Annotated in this window: 18 protein-coding genes; 6 read left to right on the top strand and 12 right to left on the bottom strand. The window is 47.3% G+C overall.

Features of this window, described 5'->3' with window-relative positions:
* Position 1: 1 nt before the first annotated feature.
* From argS to GA520_RS04970, 4 genes are all read right to left on the bottom strand, one after another.
* Positions 2–1,660, bottom strand: coding sequence for an arginine--tRNA ligase (gene argS, locus GA520_RS04985; protein WP_163339652.1), 1,659 nt, complete (start codon positions 1,658–1,660; stop codon positions 2–4).
* A 5-nt stretch (positions 1,661–1,665) separates the two neighbouring features.
* Entirely contained in the window at positions 1,666–2,805 is a 1,140-nt protein-coding gene (alr, locus tag GA520_RS04980) for an alanine racemase (protein ID WP_163339653.1), read from the bottom strand.
* Between the two features lie 16 nt (positions 2,806–2,821).
* Positions 2,822–3,244 carry a hypothetical protein gene (locus GA520_RS04975; RefSeq protein WP_163339654.1) on the bottom strand — a complete coding sequence of 141 codons (423 nt, stop codon included), beginning with the start codon at positions 3,242–3,244 and terminating at the stop codon, positions 2,822–2,824.
* 205 nt (positions 3,245–3,449) lie between these two features.
* Positions 3,450–3,635 (bottom strand): 4Fe-4S binding protein, encoded by a 186-nt coding sequence (locus tag GA520_RS04970; RefSeq protein ID WP_163339655.1) that lies wholly within the window; start codon positions 3,633–3,635, stop codon positions 3,450–3,452.
* A 558-nt stretch (positions 3,636–4,193) separates the two neighbouring features.
* On the opposite strand from GA520_RS04970, the gene GA520_RS04965 reads away from it, so the two are divergent.
* Positions 4,194–4,550, top strand: coding sequence for a hypothetical protein (locus GA520_RS04965; RefSeq protein ID WP_163339656.1), 357 nt, complete (start codon positions 4,194–4,196; stop codon positions 4,548–4,550).
* Between the two features lie 26 nt (positions 4,551–4,576).
* Here the strand turns inward: GA520_RS04965 and GA520_RS04960 are convergent, their stop codons facing one another.
* The 7 genes from GA520_RS04960 to GA520_RS27070 form a co-directional block, all read right to left on the bottom strand.
* Complete coding sequence (locus GA520_RS04960) at positions 4,577–6,022, bottom strand: cobyrinate a,c-diamide synthase (RefSeq protein ID WP_240910220.1); 1,446 nt, start codon at positions 6,020–6,022, stop codon at positions 4,577–4,579.
* A gap of 6 nt (positions 6,023–6,028) precedes the next feature.
* Positions 6,029–6,700, bottom strand: a complete 672-nt coding sequence (locus GA520_RS04955; RefSeq protein WP_163339657.1) for a lysophospholipid acyltransferase family protein — start codon at positions 6,698–6,700, stop codon at positions 6,029–6,031.
* Entirely contained in the window at positions 6,697–8,718 is a 2,022-nt protein-coding gene (gene uvrB / locus GA520_RS04950) for an excinuclease ABC subunit UvrB (RefSeq protein WP_163339658.1), read from the bottom strand. The genes GA520_RS04955 and uvrB overlap by 4 nt, the downstream gene beginning before the upstream one ends.
* Before the next feature lie 386 nt (positions 8,719–9,104).
* Positions 9,105–11,216 carry a PAS domain S-box protein gene (locus GA520_RS04945; protein WP_163339659.1) on the bottom strand — a complete coding sequence of 704 codons (2,112 nt, stop codon included), beginning with the start codon at positions 11,214–11,216 and terminating at the stop codon, positions 9,105–9,107.
* Positions 11,217–11,567: 351 nt separating this feature from the next.
* On the bottom strand, positions 11,568–12,320 hold the full coding sequence (locus GA520_RS04940; RefSeq protein WP_163339660.1) for a DUF547 domain-containing protein: 753 nt from the start codon (positions 12,318–12,320) through the stop codon (positions 11,568–11,570).
* Positions 12,321–12,364: 44 nt separating this feature from the next.
* Positions 12,365–13,069: a TVP38/TMEM64 family protein gene (locus tag GA520_RS04935; RefSeq protein WP_205749355.1), complete on the bottom strand. Its 705-nt coding sequence runs from the start codon at positions 13,067–13,069 to the stop codon at positions 12,365–12,367.
* 111 nt (positions 13,070–13,180) lie between these two features.
* Positions 13,181–13,384 (bottom strand): ferredoxin, encoded by a 204-nt coding sequence (locus GA520_RS27070; RefSeq protein WP_163339661.1) that lies wholly within the window; start codon positions 13,382–13,384, stop codon positions 13,181–13,183.
* Positions 13,385–13,755: 371 nt separating this feature from the next.
* Between GA520_RS27070 and GA520_RS04930 the strand changes: the two genes are divergently transcribed.
* The 4 genes from GA520_RS04930 (at position 13,756) to GA520_RS04915 (ending at position 17,541) form a co-directional block, all read left to right on the top strand.
* The gene (locus tag GA520_RS04930) at positions 13,756–14,955 is read left to right on the top strand and encodes an FprA family A-type flavoprotein (RefSeq protein WP_163339662.1); all 1,200 of its coding nucleotides are present in this window, start codon (positions 13,756–13,758) and stop codon (positions 14,953–14,955) included.
* A gap of 31 nt (positions 14,956–14,986) precedes the next feature.
* Positions 14,987–15,469, top strand: a complete 483-nt coding sequence (locus tag GA520_RS04925) for a hypothetical protein (protein WP_163339663.1) — start codon at positions 14,987–14,989, stop codon at positions 15,467–15,469.
* Between the two features lie 40 nt (positions 15,470–15,509).
* A complete protein-coding gene (locus GA520_RS04920; protein ID WP_163339664.1) occupies positions 15,510–16,319 on the top strand; it encodes a rhodanese-like domain-containing protein in 810 nt (269 codons plus the stop codon).
* 61 nt (positions 16,320–16,380) lie between these two features.
* Positions 16,381–17,541: an MBL fold metallo-hydrolase gene (locus tag GA520_RS04915; RefSeq protein ID WP_163339665.1), complete on the top strand. Its 1,161-nt coding sequence runs from the start codon at positions 16,381–16,383 to the stop codon at positions 17,539–17,541.
* Between the two features lie 104 nt (positions 17,542–17,645).
* On the opposite strand, the gene GA520_RS04910 is transcribed toward GA520_RS04915, so the two are convergent.
* Entirely contained in the window at positions 17,646–18,191 is a 546-nt protein-coding gene (locus GA520_RS04910) for an NADH peroxidase (RefSeq protein ID WP_163339666.1), read from the bottom strand.
* 157 nt (positions 18,192–18,348) lie between these two features.
* Between GA520_RS04910 and GA520_RS04905 the strand changes: the two genes are divergently transcribed.
* A complete protein-coding gene (locus GA520_RS04905) occupies positions 18,349–19,140 on the top strand; it encodes a bifunctional 2-polyprenyl-6-hydroxyphenol methylase/3-demethylubiquinol 3-O-methyltransferase UbiG (protein ID WP_163339667.1) in 792 nt (263 codons plus the stop codon).
* Positions 19,141–19,267 lie beyond the last annotated feature (127 nt).

Raw genomic sequence — 19,267 nt, 5'->3', positions numbered from 1 at the left:
CCTACATTTTTTCCGGTGCCGAAAGACCGGCCACGGTCAATCCATTCCGGAAAACCCTGAGCAGCCCAGTGATGAGACAGAGCCGAGCCTGGCTGAGAGCCATATCGTCCGTAATAACCTTGTGTTTGTTATAATAGCTGTGAAACTGCCCCGCCAGTTCCATCAGGTAAAAAATAACCTTATGTGGTGCCAGGTCCAAGGCGGCATTTTCAATCTGGCCAGGGAACTGTGACATGGTCTTCAGTAACTCCATCTCCTCCGGCTCCACGAGTAATTCCTGATCTATTTGCTCAAACGGTAGATTCTGAATACCCTTAGCCGCAGCCTGCTCGATGATTGAACACATCCTGGCATGACCATATTGTACGTAATAAACAGGGTTTTCCTGACTCTCCTTGGTAGCCAGATCCAGGTCAAATTCGAGCTGACTATCCGCCTTTCTCATCATGAAAAAGAACCGAACTACATCAACCCCAACTTCGTCGAGCAACTCATCCACAGTTATAAAGGTCGCCTTCCTGGTGGACATCTTCACCTGTTTTCCGTCCCTCATCAGGGTAACGAACTGGTGTAACACCACCGTAATCTTTGAATCATCGTATCCGAGGGCCCTCACTCCTGCCATCACATCCGGTACTGTTGCGATATGGTCAGAACCGAAGATATCGACCATCCAATCAAAATTACGCTTGAATTTTTCCCGATGATACGCCATATCCGGTAGCCTGTACGTCGGCTCCCCGGTATTCTTGATTATTACCCGGTCCTGCTCCTGCCCGAATTCAGTGGTTTTAAACCAGGTAGCATCATCCTTCTCATACACCAGACCTTTCTGACGAAGCTCGTTCACCACATCGTCAATGTGCCCGTCCTCATAAAGGGAACGCTCGTTGTAGTAATTGTCAAAAACAATACCCATGCGTTCAAGGGTTTCGGAAATATCTTTGAAAATGTATTTTTCCGCCCGTTCCTTAAAAGGGGTAACATCTTCATGATCTTTTAGAGAATCACCATGTTCATCGACAAGTAACTGACCGATCTCCGAGATATAGTCACCCTGATAACCGTCTTCAGGGAATTCAAAAGGAAGACCTAGTTGCTCCAGGTAGCGTGCCCTGGTAGATTCACCCAGAACGCGCATCTGGCGTCCCGCGTCATTATAGTAATACTCCCGGAATACATCATGCCCGGTCGCTTCAAGCAAACGTGCAATAGAATCACCGAGGATTGCCTGGCGACCATGCCCGATGGAGAGAGGCCCGGTTGGGTTAGCACTGACAAATTCGACAATCACCTTACGTCCCTGACCGACATCTCCTTTGCCAAAACCGTCACCAGCCTCAAGAACAGTTTCAATCACACTGCGCCAGACGGCTTTTTGGATGAAGATATTCACAAAACCTGGCCCTGCAATCTCCACCTTTTCTATAAGATCGTCATGTGCGCAGAGCATATCCCCAATAATCTGGGCAATCTCACGGGGGTTGCGTTTTTCTATCCCGGCCAACACCAGGCCGAAATTTGTGGCAAAGTCGCCCTGTCCCTTATGCTTGGGGAGTTCAACAGTAAACTTTCCTGCTCCGCTATCGGACCACTTCCCCTCTTCTATCCCTTTCTGGAAGCAACTGTCCAGAAGCTCTTTTACCTTTGCTCGAATCATCAATCTTACTCTGTATAAACTCTTTGATTATTGTTCCCGAGCATGCAGAGAAGCTCGTAACTGATGGTACCGGCCCAGCCGGCAATATCATCTGCGGTAATGGTTTCCTGCCCCTGACTGCCGAGAAGGACCGCCTCATCCCCCACTTCGACACCGTCTATCTCGGTGATATCGACCATACACAGGTTCATACATACCCGGCCAAGAATCGACGCCCGCTTTCCCTTGATCAGCACCTCGCCACGGTTGGAGAGGCATCGGGGATACCCGTCTTCATAACCAACCGGCAATACGGCAAGTTTTGTTTCCCTTTCAGTCACAAAGGTATGACCATAACTTATTCCTGTTCCCGCCGCCACCGTCTTTACCATCACTACACGTGTGGTAAAGCTCATAACCGGCCGTAAACGTTTATTGCCGACAACCGCATCCTCAGGATCAGTCGACGGAGGATACCCGTATAAAGCGATTCCGGCCCGACCCATGTCACAAATTGTCTCGGGGAAGTTAAGCACTGCTCCGGAATTCGCAATGTGATTTAACACATGCACCTGCCCTCCGATAGCTTGGCAAGCGGTTTCAAATGTTCTGTATGCCTTATTTGTACTCTCAGATTTAACATTATCTGATTCAGGGAAATGGCTGACCACGCCAGCCAGATGAACTCCAGGAAGAGATTCGATCAAACGGGCAAACCGGCCAACTTCACTTGGTTGAACACCAAGTCGGCTCATGCCGCAATCGACCTTCAGGTGAATATCAATAGTCGTATCCCGCTCTAGCGCAGTCTGTGCCAACAGTTCTATAGCTTCGCTGGAAAACACGACAGGGGTCAAGCAGGAAGTAAAATAGTGGGAGACCTGATCCGGTATGAAACCGACCATTACAAAGATGGCCCCTTCAATACCAGCCTCTCGCAGCAAAACCCCTTCACGAAGCTCAGCTACACCGAAGGTTACACACCCGGCCTTTGCAAAAGCTTTGGCAGACTCTATCATGCCATGTCCATACCCATCCCCCTTGACCATGGCCAGGAGTTCTATGCCTTCCGGCATAAGAGACGACAAGAGTCGATAATTATAGGCAAGAGCTGTAATATCAACCAAAACCCTGTTGTACGACTGTAGATCTGATAAATCTTTCATAAAAAACCGTTGTCAATCACGTATTTCTTGCATGCCAGCCGAGACGGCTTGAACGAATGAGTGCACAACCAATCATAACATAAAGGAATCCGAGAACAGGAAGAGGACAGGACGACATCCTGAGGATTATACCCATTCCCATCATAAGGAGAACCAGTCCCCAGGTTTTTGTAGAATACACCGCACCCAGGCAGGTACCATCCTTAAGATGAAGGATACGATCTATACTCTTTGCAGCTGTTTTATCCAGGATATACCTTGACTTCAACACACCGGCAAGCACTGCAGGGACCAGTACTGCAAAACTATCACTCTTAGCCAGCCAGTGCAGACCTCGTGCCGTCAAAAGACAGCCGATTCCGGTCCATAGAGAAGCAGCGAGCAGAAGATGGGTTTTCCTGTGCCCTCCAGGCTTAAATCGAGAAAGGTTCTGCAACATTTAGTGCCTTACTGTCCGATGGTCATCAGATATATCCGAAAAACGAAAAGGATGCCGGATCTGTTCCCAACAAGTAAAATCTGTTGCCTGCACATATATCTTTGGCTAAGGCTACAGTACAAAAAATCGGCAATCATTCAAATAAGACAAGCCCATCCTCCCTAAGGAGAATGGGCTTGTATAGCAAAACTGAGCAGTGCGTATCTTACATTTCGTTAACAGTAAGAGCGCCCTCAGGACAAACTTCTACGCAGGTCTCACAGCCGAGGCATTCGTCAGCTTCTACAGCCTCTGCTTTACCATCTACCATCTCGAATACCTGTGCAGGACATGCGGATACACATTCTTCATCGCCAGTACATTTATCTTTATCAACTAATACTTCAAACATAATACACCTCCATCAATAGGAAAAATTAGAGCTGTATTCTTCATACGTTATCCGCGTACTCAAAATACAGTCACGAACCAGTTACTTCGTGTAGTATTCCACTTAATGTACGCCCAGATTTTTGTCAAGAAAAATCACGCCTTGGAGCTCTCCTTGATAATCCACGTATTTCCAAGACCTTACCCCATAAGAGTATTCTTGAAAAGATGCATATTCCCTAACTATAATTGTAAAAATATAGAGTTACACATCTTGAATCAAAGTGCCTTATTGACGCAGGTTCACCCATTTATTGATAGAATAAGCATCTGCCAAGAAATTTTTTTATTTTTTATACCAATTCCAATAACCTCGATGCAGTTACGGAATATATGAGTTGACCGACCTGGCCGTTTATCATTATGTTGTCATTCTTGATAAGACAATGAGAATCCTCACCCGAATTTCTCATGAACAATATGTCTATTGGTTTTTTAACAAGCTCATGACATGACATTCAGTATTGTAGCGTCGATTACTAATTCGGGCTGATCATAAAACACACTATTACAGAAAGAGATGGCAAAGAAAAAGAAGAGTAAAAAACAAGTAAAGCAAGAACTTATCGCCGAAAAAAGTGAAATGGCAATGATCGAGGGCATTCTAGAAGGAAGCCCTGACGGCATTGGAGTGGCCGTGGTCAGACTGGATTGCGGCTGCCGTAAAATGGCAGCGGTCGATAAAACGGGGGAACCCGCCTCAAAAGTGATAGTTTACAGGGATAACGCCAAGAGCGTCTGTGACAAGTGCCAGGAAGACAACGGCGCTTTCATGCGGGTAACCGAATCATTTATTCACTTTGTAGATCCACCACCGCCCGTAGAAACCATGGAGATGATCAACGCCAAGGTGCTGGGTACAACCCCTACCCATTAACACCTGAGGGGAAGGAGGATAACTCTTCAGCTTCCCCTATTGGCGCTCCCCAGACGACAGGCCCTGCACTTGTCCACAAGCCCCTTCGCCCATGTTGGAGTCCCATCCGCGTGTACATGTGTGTAAAGGGCCAGAACATTCTTCCTACACAACCCATCCCTTTTATCAAAAAAACCTTTTCCCCGCTCCACCCTGAGGGTTAGTCGGGTATCAGTTGACCATGACCACTTGAGAACTGTAGAGTAGCGGAATTCATGCCCCTTCACCTCGGTGCCAACAGGGTAAAACGGGTTTTCCTCTTCAACGGTAAAAACAGAATAACCGTGGGCCTGCGGTTTTGGAGACATACCAAAACGTGCAGGAAACACGCCTGCCAACGGATAAACGACACCCTCCTGCTCCAAAGACTCACCAAGATATATGAGCCCGCCACATTCCGCATAGATTGGCAGACCGTCCTCTGCCGCCTGCTTCACTGATGCCCTGAAACTCTCATTTGCCGCCAGCTCCCTGGCACTCGTCTCTGGGAAGCCACCGCCGATATACAACCCGTCAAGTGGTGGTAACTCCTTATCGGCAAGGGCATTGAGAGGGATGATTTCCGCACCTTCACGCTCCAGGGCCTCAAGATTTTCCGAGTAATAAAACTGAAAGGCTGCGTCCTGCATAATGCCTATTTTGACTTTTTCACCTGTAAATTCAGATCGCACAGACAGAGAACTATTAAACGTGGTACCAATCGGTTTCATGATTGATTCTATCCGGTCGATATCGACGTTTTCACTCACCGTCTCTTTTAAAAAATCAAGTGCCCCACCACTGTTATTGTATTCCTGGTAAGGGATCATGCCAAGATGACGCATGGGAAAAATATCCCTTTCCATACGGGGAATTACACCTAAAACAGGAACACCTGTGTACTTTTCCACCGCCTCACTAACCAGCCTTCGCTGCCGATTTGTAGCTACATGGTTGAGCACAACACCTTTTATCTTAATACGTTCGTCCAGCTTCATGCAACCCAACACCATCGCCGCAACCGTCCTCGTGGTTTTGGTACAGTTCACCACTAGCAGTACCGGTAGATCAAGCAGGATCGCGAGGTCGGCAGTCGAGTAACCTCCATCAGCGGTAACCCCGTCGTACAACCCCCTGTTTCCCTCCAATAACGCAATCTCAGCCTCAGCAGAGTTGCGGATAAAGGAGTTTTGCAGAATCTCTTCATCCACTAGGTATGGATCCAGGTTGTAACATTTTCGCCCGGCTGCCAGCTGCAGCCAGCCCGCATCTATATAGTCGGGCCCTTTCTTAAAAGGCACAACCTCTTTACCGGCTGAAGCAAACACCGCTGTCAGGCCGACAGAAACCACACTTTTACCTGAACCTCCGGCCAGACCTGCCACTACTAAGCCTCTTGCACCGTTCAATGCCACCTTGCTCCCCATTATCTGCTTGTCTATCTGAGACATCATTTTAACTCAGTGTTCTGTTTTGCCCTGGGCCTGCCATACCTCTTCATAGAGTTCATTGAGCCGTGTTTCCAGCTCAATCCTGTATGGTTCAAATTCATCATTCTTCAGACGGGACGGTATCGGAAACGGCTCACCAAAAGCGATCTCCACCTTCGAAAAGGGTTTTGGGAAAACGGTCCTGTCCCAGGACCTTATTGCCCAATAGCGCGAAGCGGACCAGGCGACCGGCAAGATCGGCACACCTGCCATCGAAGCCACCATCAGTGCACCCGGCTGGGCAATCCTGGGAGGTCCCTGGGAACCGTCGGCAACTATACCGGCAGATTCTCCCTTGCGAACAGCCCGAATCATCTCTTTTAAAGCCTGAACACCTTTTTTATTTCGGGAACCCCGAACGGTTGAATAACCAAAGGTGTGAGCCAGCCTGGCAATATACTCCCCATCCCGGCTGGAGCTAACCATCACGACCCCTTTATACCGACATAGTCTTGCAAAGGCCCCGATAAAGGCATAGTGCCAGAACGACACCACCACCGGTTTGCCGGCATCAAGAGTCTTACAACAGTACTCTTCTCCGCGCACGTTTACCCTGCAGGTAAAAAACATTAGTCGTGCCACAATGCCTATCAGCGGCGGCAGAACCCGTAGAGCCACTTTCTCCAGAAAACCGTCTTTCATCCCAGTTCTATTTCCAGCTTTCGTAACATCTTTATTCTGTCCCGCAATTCGGCCGCCTGTTCAAAGGCCAACTCCCGAGCCGCTTCCTGCATCTGCTGTTCCAATTTCTTAATCTCTTTTTCAAGCTCCACAACAGAGCCGTATACCGACAAATCTTCTGCGGTCTCCAAGGCAGCCACCTGTCCATCCGATACATTATTATAGCCGGAATCCTTGAGGTGCTGCTGCATGGTGTCTTTAACCTTGGAGAAAATCGTCTGCGGAACGATTCCGTTGGCTTCGTTATACTCCCGCTGCAGAAGTCGCCGACGTTCCGTTTCCTCTATCGTATACCGCATGGAGCCGGTTACATCGTCACCATACATTATAACCATTCCGTTCACATTCCTGGCTGCCCGTCCGCAGGTCTGGACAAGAGATCGCTCGGATCGCAGAAAACCTTCCTTATCTGCGTCGAGGATGGCCACCAGTGAAACCTCCGGGATATCCAACCCTTCCCTGAGCAGATTTATACCAACCAGGACATTGTATTCACCGTTCCTGAGATCCCGGATCAATTCAATCCGGTCAAGGGTCTTGATATCGGAATGGAGATACCGAACGCGAACACCGAGTTTTTCATAATAATCAGTCAGATCTTCAGCCATTCTCTTAGTAAGCGTTGTCACCAACACCGCCTCATCACGTTCGCTTCTAATACGAATCTCTTCAAGCAGGTCGTCAACCTGGCTTGAGGCTGGACGCACCTCAATACGTGGATCAAGCAAACCGGTGGGCCGGATCACCTGTTCAACAATTCTCCCATCCGCCTGCTCCAGCTCATATGGACCGGGGGTTGCAGAAACATAAATCACCTGGTGAATTCGTTTTTTGAATTCATCAAACTGCAGCGGCCGGTTATCAAGTGCCGAAGGGAGCCGAAAACCAAAATTTACCAGTGTGGTCTTTCTTGACCTGTCACCATTATACATGCCATTGAGCTGCCCGATGCCTATATGGCTCTCGTCGATAAAGAGTAGAAAATCTTCAGGAAAGTAATCAAGCAGCGTGGGAGGTGGGGACCCAACAGGTTTTCCGGTAAGGTGTCGGCTGTAATTCTCGATCCCGTTACAATACCCAAGTTCCTGGATCATCTCCAGGTCGAACATGGTGCGCTGCTCCAGCCGCTGCGCCTCAACCAGGCGATTTTCTTCATGCAGGACATTCAACCGCTCCTGCAGCTCTTCCTTTATGGTGCGGTTGGCGATCTGCAGCCGGTCTTTCGAGGTTACAAAGTGACTTCCCGGAAACACCGTATATTCAGTCAATTTTTCCAACACAACACCTCGCAGCGAGTCGATAATTGTGATCGACTCTAGGGTGTTGCCAAAGAACTCGAGCCGGACGGCCCGCTCCTCTTCATGTACCGGGAAAATATCGATGACATCCCCCCTCACCCTGAAAGTACCACGGTGAAACGAGATATCGTTACGCTCATACAACATGTAAACCAACCGCCGTTGCACATCCTCCATGGGATACTCTTCATCCCGCTTCAGAAAAAGATGCATATTTCTGTATTCTTCCGGAGAACCGAGTCCGTAAATGCAGGAAACGGATGCAACAATCAAGACATCCCGCCTGGTCAAAAGAGATCGGGTTGCTGAGTGGCGAAGTTTATCGATGGCATCGTTTATAGACGAATCCTTCTCGATATAGGTATCCGACTGGGGGATATACGCTTCCGGTTGATAATAATCATAATAGGAAACAAAATATTCCACCGCATTCTCAGGAAACAGCTCCTTAAACTCGGTGAACAATTGTGCCGCCAGTGTCTTATTCGGGGCAATCACAAGGGTTGGCCGCTGCACCCGCTCAACCACACTCGCCATGGTAAAGGTTTTTCCCGAACCTGTGACACCAAGCAGGACCTGGCTTTTCAACCCTTCTTTAACCCCTTTTTCCAAAAGAGATATGGCCCTGGGTTGATCACCGGAAGGCTCAAATGCAGTGACAAGTTTAAAAGGTGTTTCCATTTGCAGTTGTTATACACACAAAAATATTGTCAAAAGGTCGACAATGGACAGGACTTTTCAACCGGAGGCCGGCACAGTCACCAGGTCACGTATCCCTCTCCAGAGTTGAGTGTCCGGCCTATCCAGAATTTCTCATCATCATTTTAGCAATTTGGTTGTACTCCATGTATTACCTGGCATTATTTTCTTACCAAATCACAATTGATGTTCATCCAAAGTCAGCCCATGCGACACCGCCTGAACTGATGAGATAATTGGGCTAACCGTGCTGAATTCAACGTTACCAGCGCGTGAGGATACCAGAAAGGAGAGGATTCCGCCACATACGGATTACCGTAAAACCATTATCGAAAAGTGCAATCAGCTAACAAAGAAAAAGGAATCTATCAGGTATTTTTAGGCAGGTGAACACAGAAAATGGTCCCGGAGCCAAGCTCACTGGTAAATGAGATATCACCTCCCAGCCCCCGGATAATGGAATAAGCGACAGTAAGGCCCAACCCGGTGCCCTCGACCTGCGGTTTCGTGGAAAAAAAAGGTTCAAAAATCAACTCGCGGTGCTCCTGCTCGATCCCCCCACCCGAATCACCGATACAGACATCAATGGTATCGTCCCCTCTGTCTGCCCGGATACGGATAGTGCCACCGCCGGGTGTCATCGATTCAATACTGTTGTTGATAAGGTTGATAAAGGCCAGCACAAGCTGTTTCCGATCGACAAGCAGGCGGGGTAAATCTTCCTCTAAATCGAGAACCGCTTTGACCCCGTTCTGCTCCATATTATACCGGGTAATCACCAGCACCTGTTCAAGGATCTCATTGATATCATGATCCTGGACTATGGACTCTCCATCCTGGTCCAGGGTACGCAATTCACGCACCAGCTGGTTCATACGATTGCATTCCTGGTAGGCCATGTCCAGCAGCTCCCTATCCTTATCCGAGACATTTTGACGGTCTTTCAGGTCCTTGATAACGGAGCGAATACCAAAAAGAGGGTTACCGAGTTCGTGGGCGATGGAGGAGGACAACCGATCGACAGCCTCCATCTTCTTTGAATTGATCAGCTGTTTCTGAAGCTGGATCTCATAGGTCATATCCCTGAATACACAAACTCTGTTGTTCCCCCCCCCCAGACTGTTGAAAATTGGGGACAGGACAGCAGAGACCATCAGAGTCGTCCCATAACGAGTGTGTTGTTTAAGAACCCCCTGCCACGGTTTTGCGGACAGCAACCGATCGTCAATCAGTTTCTTCTCCTCGGGATTTGTATAATCGATTAAATGCCCAAGATCGCGGCCGATCAGCTCCGATGAGGAAAACCCGGTTGAATGGACAACGCCGGGATTTACATATTCTATAACGTTCTCCTGACTGGTAATAACAACCATTACAGGTGCCTGTTGCACTGCTTCACTGAGCAGCGCGCGCTCCTGATTAAGTTGCCGTTCCTTACTGATATCACGGAAAAAGGCAATCGCACCTGAACACTCGCCGTCGTTAAATACCGGATACGCACGCAGGGAAATGTACCCGGTGGTTCCATCTGGACGTTTCAGAACACCGTCCGCACTCTCAACGGCGCATATCTTTTCATAGGCCTCCTGAATCAGGGCCTTACTCTCAGAGTATTCCTGATCAAAGCTGGTATAAGAAAAAAGGCTCGTTAACTCTGCTCCCAGCACGGCTTCGTAACCATCCAGGCCTAAAATCCTGAGACAGGCATCATTGGCAAAGCTGCAGGTCCCATCCCGCTCAACTCCTAATATCCCCTCCTCAGTTGCCTCAAAAAAGAGCAGCAGTCTCTGCTCACTTTTGCCCAGATCGTTATACGCCTGCCACCCCCTTTCCTGCATGGTGTTAATGCCAGCCACCAGCTGGTCGAGCTCATCTTCGTCATGAAAGGAACTCCGTTTCAGCCGGACAGGCGCATGTCCTCTGGCGATATCGTTTTCCCTTACCTGATTTGCGATGGAGACAAGATGCTTGGTTACCAGTTTCTGGGTCAGGTAAAACATGAAGCCGGTAATTAGAAAAACCTTTAATCCATTCTGGAGGAGAGTCAGGTAAAAACTACTCAGTACTTCACCCCTGACAGGGCTGCTGTCGACGCCGAGCTCAAACACACCTCTATTGCCGGGAGAATAACCGGTGGAAAAATGTTTGCGTGAAATATGAAGATAATCGCCTTCACTCTCCCTGCCACTCAACCAATTCTGTCCAGACTCAACGGTAACCCGACCATAATCGATATCGGGATTGGTAAGAATATCATCAAGGAGTGGTGTAACTTTTTCCCCTGAACCGGAGTCAAGCACCTGGGCTACATCATCTATAGATGAGTCGAGTTGCTGGTTAAGACGGGCTTCAAGCTTCTGTATATGGCCGCGGTAGTCAAGATACACCTGTATTCCCGATACCAGCAGCGTAACCATCAGGCCGAAGAGTATCGTTGCGGCAACCAGCTTATCGGCTATGCGGGTTTTCAAAAACTTCATCAGCGAAGAACCAGACTCCAGACAACATAAGCTGTTAATTTATAATATAATACACTATGAAGAATGGGCTCAAACACCACTTGAAGATCCAGCGCCCTTCCAGCCTATTGATACTACATAGGAAACTACCATGTCTATGCGCAAAATAACATAGGCAATTGCACGGACAGAGCGTAGGTAAATCTACGCACTGCTCTCACAATTAACCATAATTTATGAAGGTTTATCTCTAACTTGGAACGATTCACTTTACAAAGGTTATTCGCATGGAAGAAGCACATTTCACGACATTCTAGACAAGGGAAGACAAAGAGAATAAAACTGAGACAGTTACGAAAGTTACAAACAAAATCACTGAGAATTCAAAGACCAGTCATAATCGAGATACTTTATTATAAGTCTATCCCCTCCGGCCTGGAGACCGTGCTGTAATTCTTCACCGGCATGAGTACGCACAAAACCTGGAATATCGTCCTTAAAATCTTCCCCAAACCATTTGAATATTTTGGAGACAAAGAGGGTTGTTCCCTCTAATCTGGTAAAATGCGGGTCGTTCAGAAACCGTCTGGTATTCTCCTGTAACTGGTCATCAAGCAACTCACCCCTGTATGCTCTATTGAGAAGCGGCGGACAACTCAGGGAGGCACAATTCACTGCAAAATGTACCCGTGGTTCATCAAACTCCTTGCGGATAATATCGTGCTCAATGTTATCGAGTGTCAGTGTGTCTCCTCCCACGACCGCAAAACGGATTGACCAGGGCGACGAAAAAAAGCCTCCTATATCCTTGATCGAACGGGGAGGTGAACCTTTTCTGAAGTTCTGTAAAATCAATTTAATGGTATAGGCGTTGTACGCATTGATATAAAACGCCAATTTCTCATTCCCGGAGAGTTGTTCAGTCGGCACCTCGGCCAATTGATGTAAATATTCATCAAGCAGTTTTTCCTGCCGCTTGAAACCATTATAATCGACCAGACCGTTCTTCACGTGGACCTGGAGCAGGGAGTCCCAATTATCGTGTATTCCCCTTACCGCCGCATGACCGTATGTGCAAAACAACAGAACACTTACCCCAACAATCCATCGCACTGCCTTCTTCATCTGTGCAACTCCTTCAATACGAAACCGATTTACAGCTCATCCTGTTATCTGGAGGTCCCCTCTACGAAACGTTTCTTTAACAGTGGCAGCAACTTTTTCATGGTTAAGGGGAGAAGGCCGAGAAGGACAAAAGAAAACAATAACTCAGGGGACAGAATCCCGGCTGGAGAATCGATCTTCGCCAACTCCTTTCCGGCGTTTACATAAACGATAGTTCCGGGCAACATGCCAAGCTGCGACACCCAGAAGAAGGTCGTCAAGCGGATAGATGTTAATCCCATCACCAGATTTATCATGAAAAAAGGGAAGATAGGGATCAACCGCAGGGTGAAGAGATAAAAACCACCTTCCCGGGCGATACCGTCATTAATGGTGGCGAGTTTGTCCCCAAATTTCCCCTGCACCCAATCCCTGAGTAACGTGCGGGCCACAAGGCAGGCCAGCGTCGCCCCGATTGTCGAGGCAAAGGAGATAACCAGAGTCCCCACTCCAAGACCCAAAAGCCCACCTCCGGCCAGAGTCATAACCACAGCGCCTGGCAGGGAAAGTGCCGTTACCAGGATATAAATAAACATGTATGCGGCTATCACACTCAAACGATGTTCCGTATACAATTGCTGAAAACGCGCCTGTGATTCCTTGATATATTCCAGGGTGAGAAACCGGTCGAGATCAAAGTAGAAGAAAACACCAACAACCAATAACGCCGCCAGCACAATCAGCGCTTTTTTTATATGTCCCTGCGTCATAAAAGTATCTCCCATACACTTCTGTGTTTTGTCCGCTGTAACCAAACTGCAAAGCAGCCACGAGTAATTATTACTCCGTCTTTGCAGTACGGGCTTATCTGTATGAGTCTTTTAATCGTCATTTTCATCCCATCGAATACAATCTTTGGGGCAATTTTTTATAGCTTCACGCACAAGGTCCTCAGGATAATAAATATTGTCAATAACTTCCATACAGCCAGTCTGTTCATTATAACGAAATACTGAAGGAGCGGTTTCCACGCAGCCAAGACATTCTGAGCATCGCCCAATATCTATATAGAGAATTCGTTTCATAATTACCAGGAGTAGATTTTAACAGGAATGCTGATAAATGAATTCAGTAGCCAATGAAACTTGACTTTAATAATAATTATTACTAAAAAATATTCCCGTATAATCTCACCTCAATGAAAGAAAAGGAGGAAGGTCCGGCCAAATTAGGAGATGAATTTGAAAACGAAACAAGCGAGCAGCATATTTGCCTCGTTCCATTCAGCAACCCGGCTATATCTGCTTGTAATCGATCCACCTCTCCATTAAGATGTGTTGGACATATTTTTTTCATCCCACTAGCCAATATTTAAACTGTTTCCGGTTGTATTTAATCACGACACTATAGATTTTTTCAGGAAACGGTAAAAAACATACGATTTAACGGAGTAATTATGAGTAATACAGAGTTGGCAAAAGGAGTGTACTGGGTAGGGGCAGTGGATTGGGACGTCCGCGATTTTCACGGCTACTCCACCTATAGAGGTACAACGTACAATGCCTTTCTTATCGTGGACGAAAAAGTCACCCTGGTGGACACGGTTAAACGTTCCCATATGGGTGATCTTGTACGCCACATCAAGGCAATCATCGATCCGGCAAAAATCGATTACCTGATCGTCAACCATGTCGAAATGGATCATTCAGGTTCCCTGCCGGAGATTATTGAGCTTATAAAGCCAGAGAAAGTCTTCTGCTCCCCCATGGGTCACAAGGCAATGCTCGATCATTTTCACCAGGACGACTGGCCTTTTGAAATCGTTAAATCGGGGTCCGAAATCAGCCTCGGCCAAAGAACCCTGCAGTTTCTTGAAACCCGTATGCTGCACTGGCCTGATTCCATGTTCACCTATTTAAAGGAGGACGGTATTCTATTCTCCAGTGACGCTTTCGGCCAACACTATGCCACCAGCGAACGGTTTGACGACCAAGTTCCCATGTCAGAGGTAATGGAAGAGTGCGGGAAATATTATGCAAATATCCTTTATCTGTTTTCACCACTGGTACAAAAACTGCTGAAATCCGTCGCTGACATGAACCTCGATATCAAGATGATCGCCCCGGACCACGGTATCATCTGGCGTTCCAACATGAGCATGATCCTCGAAGCATACCAGAAGTGGAGCTCAGGGGTCTGCACGGAGAAGGCCCTGGTAATATACGACACCATGTGGCACTCAACCGAGACTATGGCAAAATCGGTTGCCGCAGGTCTGGAGGAAGCCGGAGTCAGCTGTGAGCTTATTAACCTCAGATACAACCACCGCAGCGATGTTATGACCAAGGTTTTGAACGCCAAGGCAATCGTGCTGGGCAGCCCCACTTTAAACAACGGTGTTCTCCCCCGTATGGCAGGGTTCCTGATGTATATGCGCGGACTCAAACCCCTCAACAAACTGGGAGCGGCTTTCGGCTCTTATGGCTGGAGTGGTGAATCAGTCAAATACCTGAATACGGCCATGGAAGAGATGAATATTACCTTGGTCGAGGAGGGATTCCGCCATAAATACGTACCCGATGCTGCAAGCCTTGAAGAGTGTATGGCGATAGGCATACGAGTGGGTAAGGCCGTTAAAGAAGCAATGGCTGACTGAATATAACAAACAACCTGACCGGGGAGATGGTGTGATCAAAATCGCCGAACACAAGATTCTGGTGACAGGAATTTCTTTTGAATCCTGCTGCAACCAGGTCCGCAAGTTTTTTGATCTCACCTCCCTGGTTCTCTACGATTGCATTGAAGTTCTGGATAAACAGTGCTGTTCAGGCCAGGACGACGAATTCTTCACCGCCTTGGCAGACGCCGAGCAAAGGAACCGTAAAAGTGTCAACTCACTAGTAAAAGAGTTGCAGCAAACCGGTGCCGCAACAATCCTTGATCTCGAAAACCTGGAACATGGATACCCCAGCAAGGTACTGCACCTACTCAGCCATTTCCTAGACGGTTTTATCGGCATAGACTCCTCGTTTTACAACCTCATCGACGACAGCCACTGGCTGCCGGAACACACGGCGGCGGATATCCGGACGAACCGGGCCCGTTATTGGCTTATACATATCGACTGCTACTCTGCGACACCTGAGGAAGCAAGTCTTTTACGTATGTGACCCTGTAGCGGGAGTATCCAGTTACAGGAAAGGAGCGTTCATGAATATACTGTCCCTCTTTCAAAGTACTGACAATATCAGCAGTGAGCAGGTTCGATTGCTCATCAAGGAAACACCAGCCGAAGATATACAGCTCGTCGATGTGCGTCAACCGTCGGAATACAAACAGGAACACATCCCCGGTGCTATCCTCATACCACTCAAGGAGCTGCCCCAGAGGAAACATGAGCTCAACCGACTGATCAAAACGATAGTCTATTGCCGCTCCGGTGTCCGCAGTAAAGCCGGTTGTCAGATTCTTAGGGAAAAAGGTTTCAAAGACGTACTGAACATGACAGGAGGCATCACCCGATGGCAAGGCCATAAGGCAGCTGGAAGTGAAATAGGCGGCTTTGAGTATTTTGTGCCCGGTGACTTTGAATCCGGCTGTATCATGGCCTGGGTGATGGAAAAGGCGTTGCAGCAATTCTATTTACTTCTTGCAGAAAAGGCCACAGAATCAGCAACCAGGGAATTACTTGAATTCATGGCCCATCTCGAAGATGGCCATATGTCAAAACTCGCCGCACAATACAAACAAATACATTCTGCAGAAATCGAACCCATTGATGTAGTTGAAGGGGGAATACGAACAGAAGATTTCCTGAGTTCATTTGATGGTCGTATCGGATCAACCGAGGAAATCCTCCATATAGGAATGATGTTCGAGGCCCAGGCCTATGATCTTTACAGTCGCCTTGAAAGAAAGGAAAGAGAACCGGAATTACGACGCTTTTACCAGAAGATGGCGGAAGAAGAACAAACACACCTGGAAAGGCTGACAAATGAACTTGAAAAACATATTATATAGTCACATATGCAATAACACACTTTATTGTTATTACGATCATATCAAGACAAGAGGGTAGCTTATGAGTATTTTCGTTTACACTGCCAGTGAGCTGTACAATTGGTTAATAGCCAAGGAAAACATGATTCTGCTCGATGTCCGAAACGACAAGGATTTTGCAAGATTCCAGGTTGAAGCACCCTATCCTTTCGAAATGATAAATGTTTCATATTATGATTTCATGGAGATTGAAGACGAATGTATCGCCAGAATTCCTCGTGATAAACCGGTTCGCGTTATCTGCGCCAAAGAGGGGTCGGCTAAATATGTAGCTGAAATTCTCCATAAAAACGGTTACGACGATATAGGTTATTTGCAGGACGGCATTAAGTCATGGGGTAACATGTTGGTACCGATGCTGCTCAATTCCGGCGAAAAGTACGAAATGTACCAGTTCATCCGTCCCGGTAAGGCATCATGCAGCTACGGGCTGGTCGTCGATGGAGAGATGAGGTTGTTCGATCCTTCTCGAAACACCGATTTCTACCTCAACTTTGCCAAAGAGAAGGAGTGTAAAATTGTGCAAACCTTCGAAACACACCTCCAGGCTGACTATATCGCTGGCAGCCGGATGTTGATGGAAGCGACCGGAGCTGAATTTATGGCAAATGAAAATGATTTCAGCGGTGCCCGGTTTGACTACACCAAACTCAAGGACAATCAGGTTATCAGGTGTGGGACAGCAGAAATTGAGATACGGGTGATTTTTACTCCCGGGCACACACCCGGCTCCACCTCCTACCTGGTTGATAATCGTTTCTTGATAACCGGTGATGCTGTTTTCCTACAATCCGTCGGGCGTCCGGATCTGGGCGGCAAGGTGGATGAGTGGTCCAATGTCCTGTTTGCAACCCTTCAGGATATCCAGAAAATGGATAAGGCGCTCCTGATCTTGCCGGGGCACTATATCGACTGGCATGAAGCAAATGATAAACTCTGTTTCTGTGCTCCTCTTGGCACCGCCATTGAACACAATAAAAATATCTACGCAATTGATAACAAGGCAGATTTCCTGGCCTTCATCAAAGCAAATATGCGTGAACAACCCGAAGAATACACAACCATCCGACTCATTAATGCCAACATTGAGCAGGTCGAGAACGACAAAGCGGAAGAACTGGATCTGGGTAAAAATGAATGTGCAGCCTCTGCCTATGCTGCGCAGCAGGCAGAGAACAAATAGCGGACATTTACCATAACAATGGGTTTCATTTAGCTGCCTCCTGAAAACAAAAGAAGTCCGTTTTTTTTCAACCCCGGACTTCTTTTTTGAAACTTCAGGACCGCTTACTTGAAATAGCGATTCAGCAAACCTGCAAATGCCTGACCGTGACGGGCTTCATCCTTACACATCTCATGAACGGTGTCATGAATCGCATCAAGATTGAGTTCTTTAGCACGGCTGGCAAGCTGTTTCTTACCCTCACAGGCACCATATTCAGCACTCACACGCGCTTCCAGATTTGCTTTGGTATCGGCAACAACAACCTCACCGAGAAGTTCTGCAAACTTTGCGGCGTGTTCCGCCTCCTCCCAGGCTATACGCTTATATGCTTCAGCGACTTCGGGATACCCTTCACGATCCGCCTGACGGCTCATCGCAAGATACATACCCACCTCAGTACACTCGCCCGTGAAGTTCATTTTCAGTCCTTCTACAATCTCTGCATCGACACCTTCCGCGACACCAATGAAGTGCTCGTCCGCCCATGCCAGATTCTCACCTGAGTGTACTTTGAACTTTGCGGCATCTGCACCACATTGGGGACATTTCTCGGGAGCTGCTGAACCTTCATGATTATATCCACATACTGTACATACATATTTCTGCATAGGTGTATCCTCCTTGATATATTTGATATTAATTATCATTACTGTTTGGGCATATTTATACAAATACACTCTCCATAATGCAACACTTTTTTTTTAATGGTGTTTAAAAAAAGTATCGCGTATATCTCTCTGTAATATTTTTGCAATCGGGGTAAACATGGTACCAGATCCAACATACGAGAATGAACCTGCAGATATCTTTGTCAACCTGCCACCGTCGATCTATCGTGAGTTATACGATCTCGAGATGTCCGGCTTCCAGGATGATGTTCAGTATTACCGAAATAGACTGTCTGGAAAAAGGACTGTTCTTGAGCTTGGTTGCGGAAGTGGTCGGATAACTCGCCTGCTTTCACAGACCGGTTTTTCCGTCACTGGATGCGATATTTCCCTGCCTATGCTGATTGAGGCAAAAAGGAATGCAGTTACTGAAAAGTATGTATGCATGGATATGCTGCACACGGGATTTTCAACCCGTTTTGATAGCGTAATTATTCCATACAACACTCTGAACCTGCTCATAACGCCTGACGCCATCAGGCAATGCCTGGAAAACTGCAGATCACTGCTGACCGAAAATGGTATATTGTTACTTCAGCTTTTCACCCCAAGTACAGATATCCTGTCTCTTTCAAAAGGAGAATCCTCCTTCCAGTTCCAGCTGTTCGATAACCCGCAAGGCGGCAAGGTAGTCAAAGAAGTCCTGCGCCGGTATGACCGAACAACCAACCTCCTGACGATGACTGAAAGGTATAGAATCCGTCCGATGCAATCATTAGCCGATAATATCAATTACAGCCAGACCCTTAAATTGTTTATCCCTGGATTCTCCTTTTGGTCCGAAATTCTCTCTTCTACCGGTTTCAATATTTATGATACAGTAAACGAATACGGTGCCGGTATACCTGCTGGCGCAGGCACCGTCTTAATCCATGCCCTAACGCGCTGAATTGACTCAGGAGACTGTCCGAGAAGACCCTGTCTTCCCAGCTCTTCGTCATTTTATATAAATAACGCAGCAATATCAGACACATGCCTGCGCTTGTTTTTCTAAAATGCCTCGATCTGAGAAAAAA

The organism is Desulfopila sp. IMCC35008, assembly GCF_010646885.2.
Classification (GTDB): Bacteria; Desulfobacterota; Desulfobulbia; order Desulfobulbales; family Desulfocapsaceae; genus Desulfopila.
This window is presented reverse-complemented; position numbering and strand designations above follow the sequence as displayed.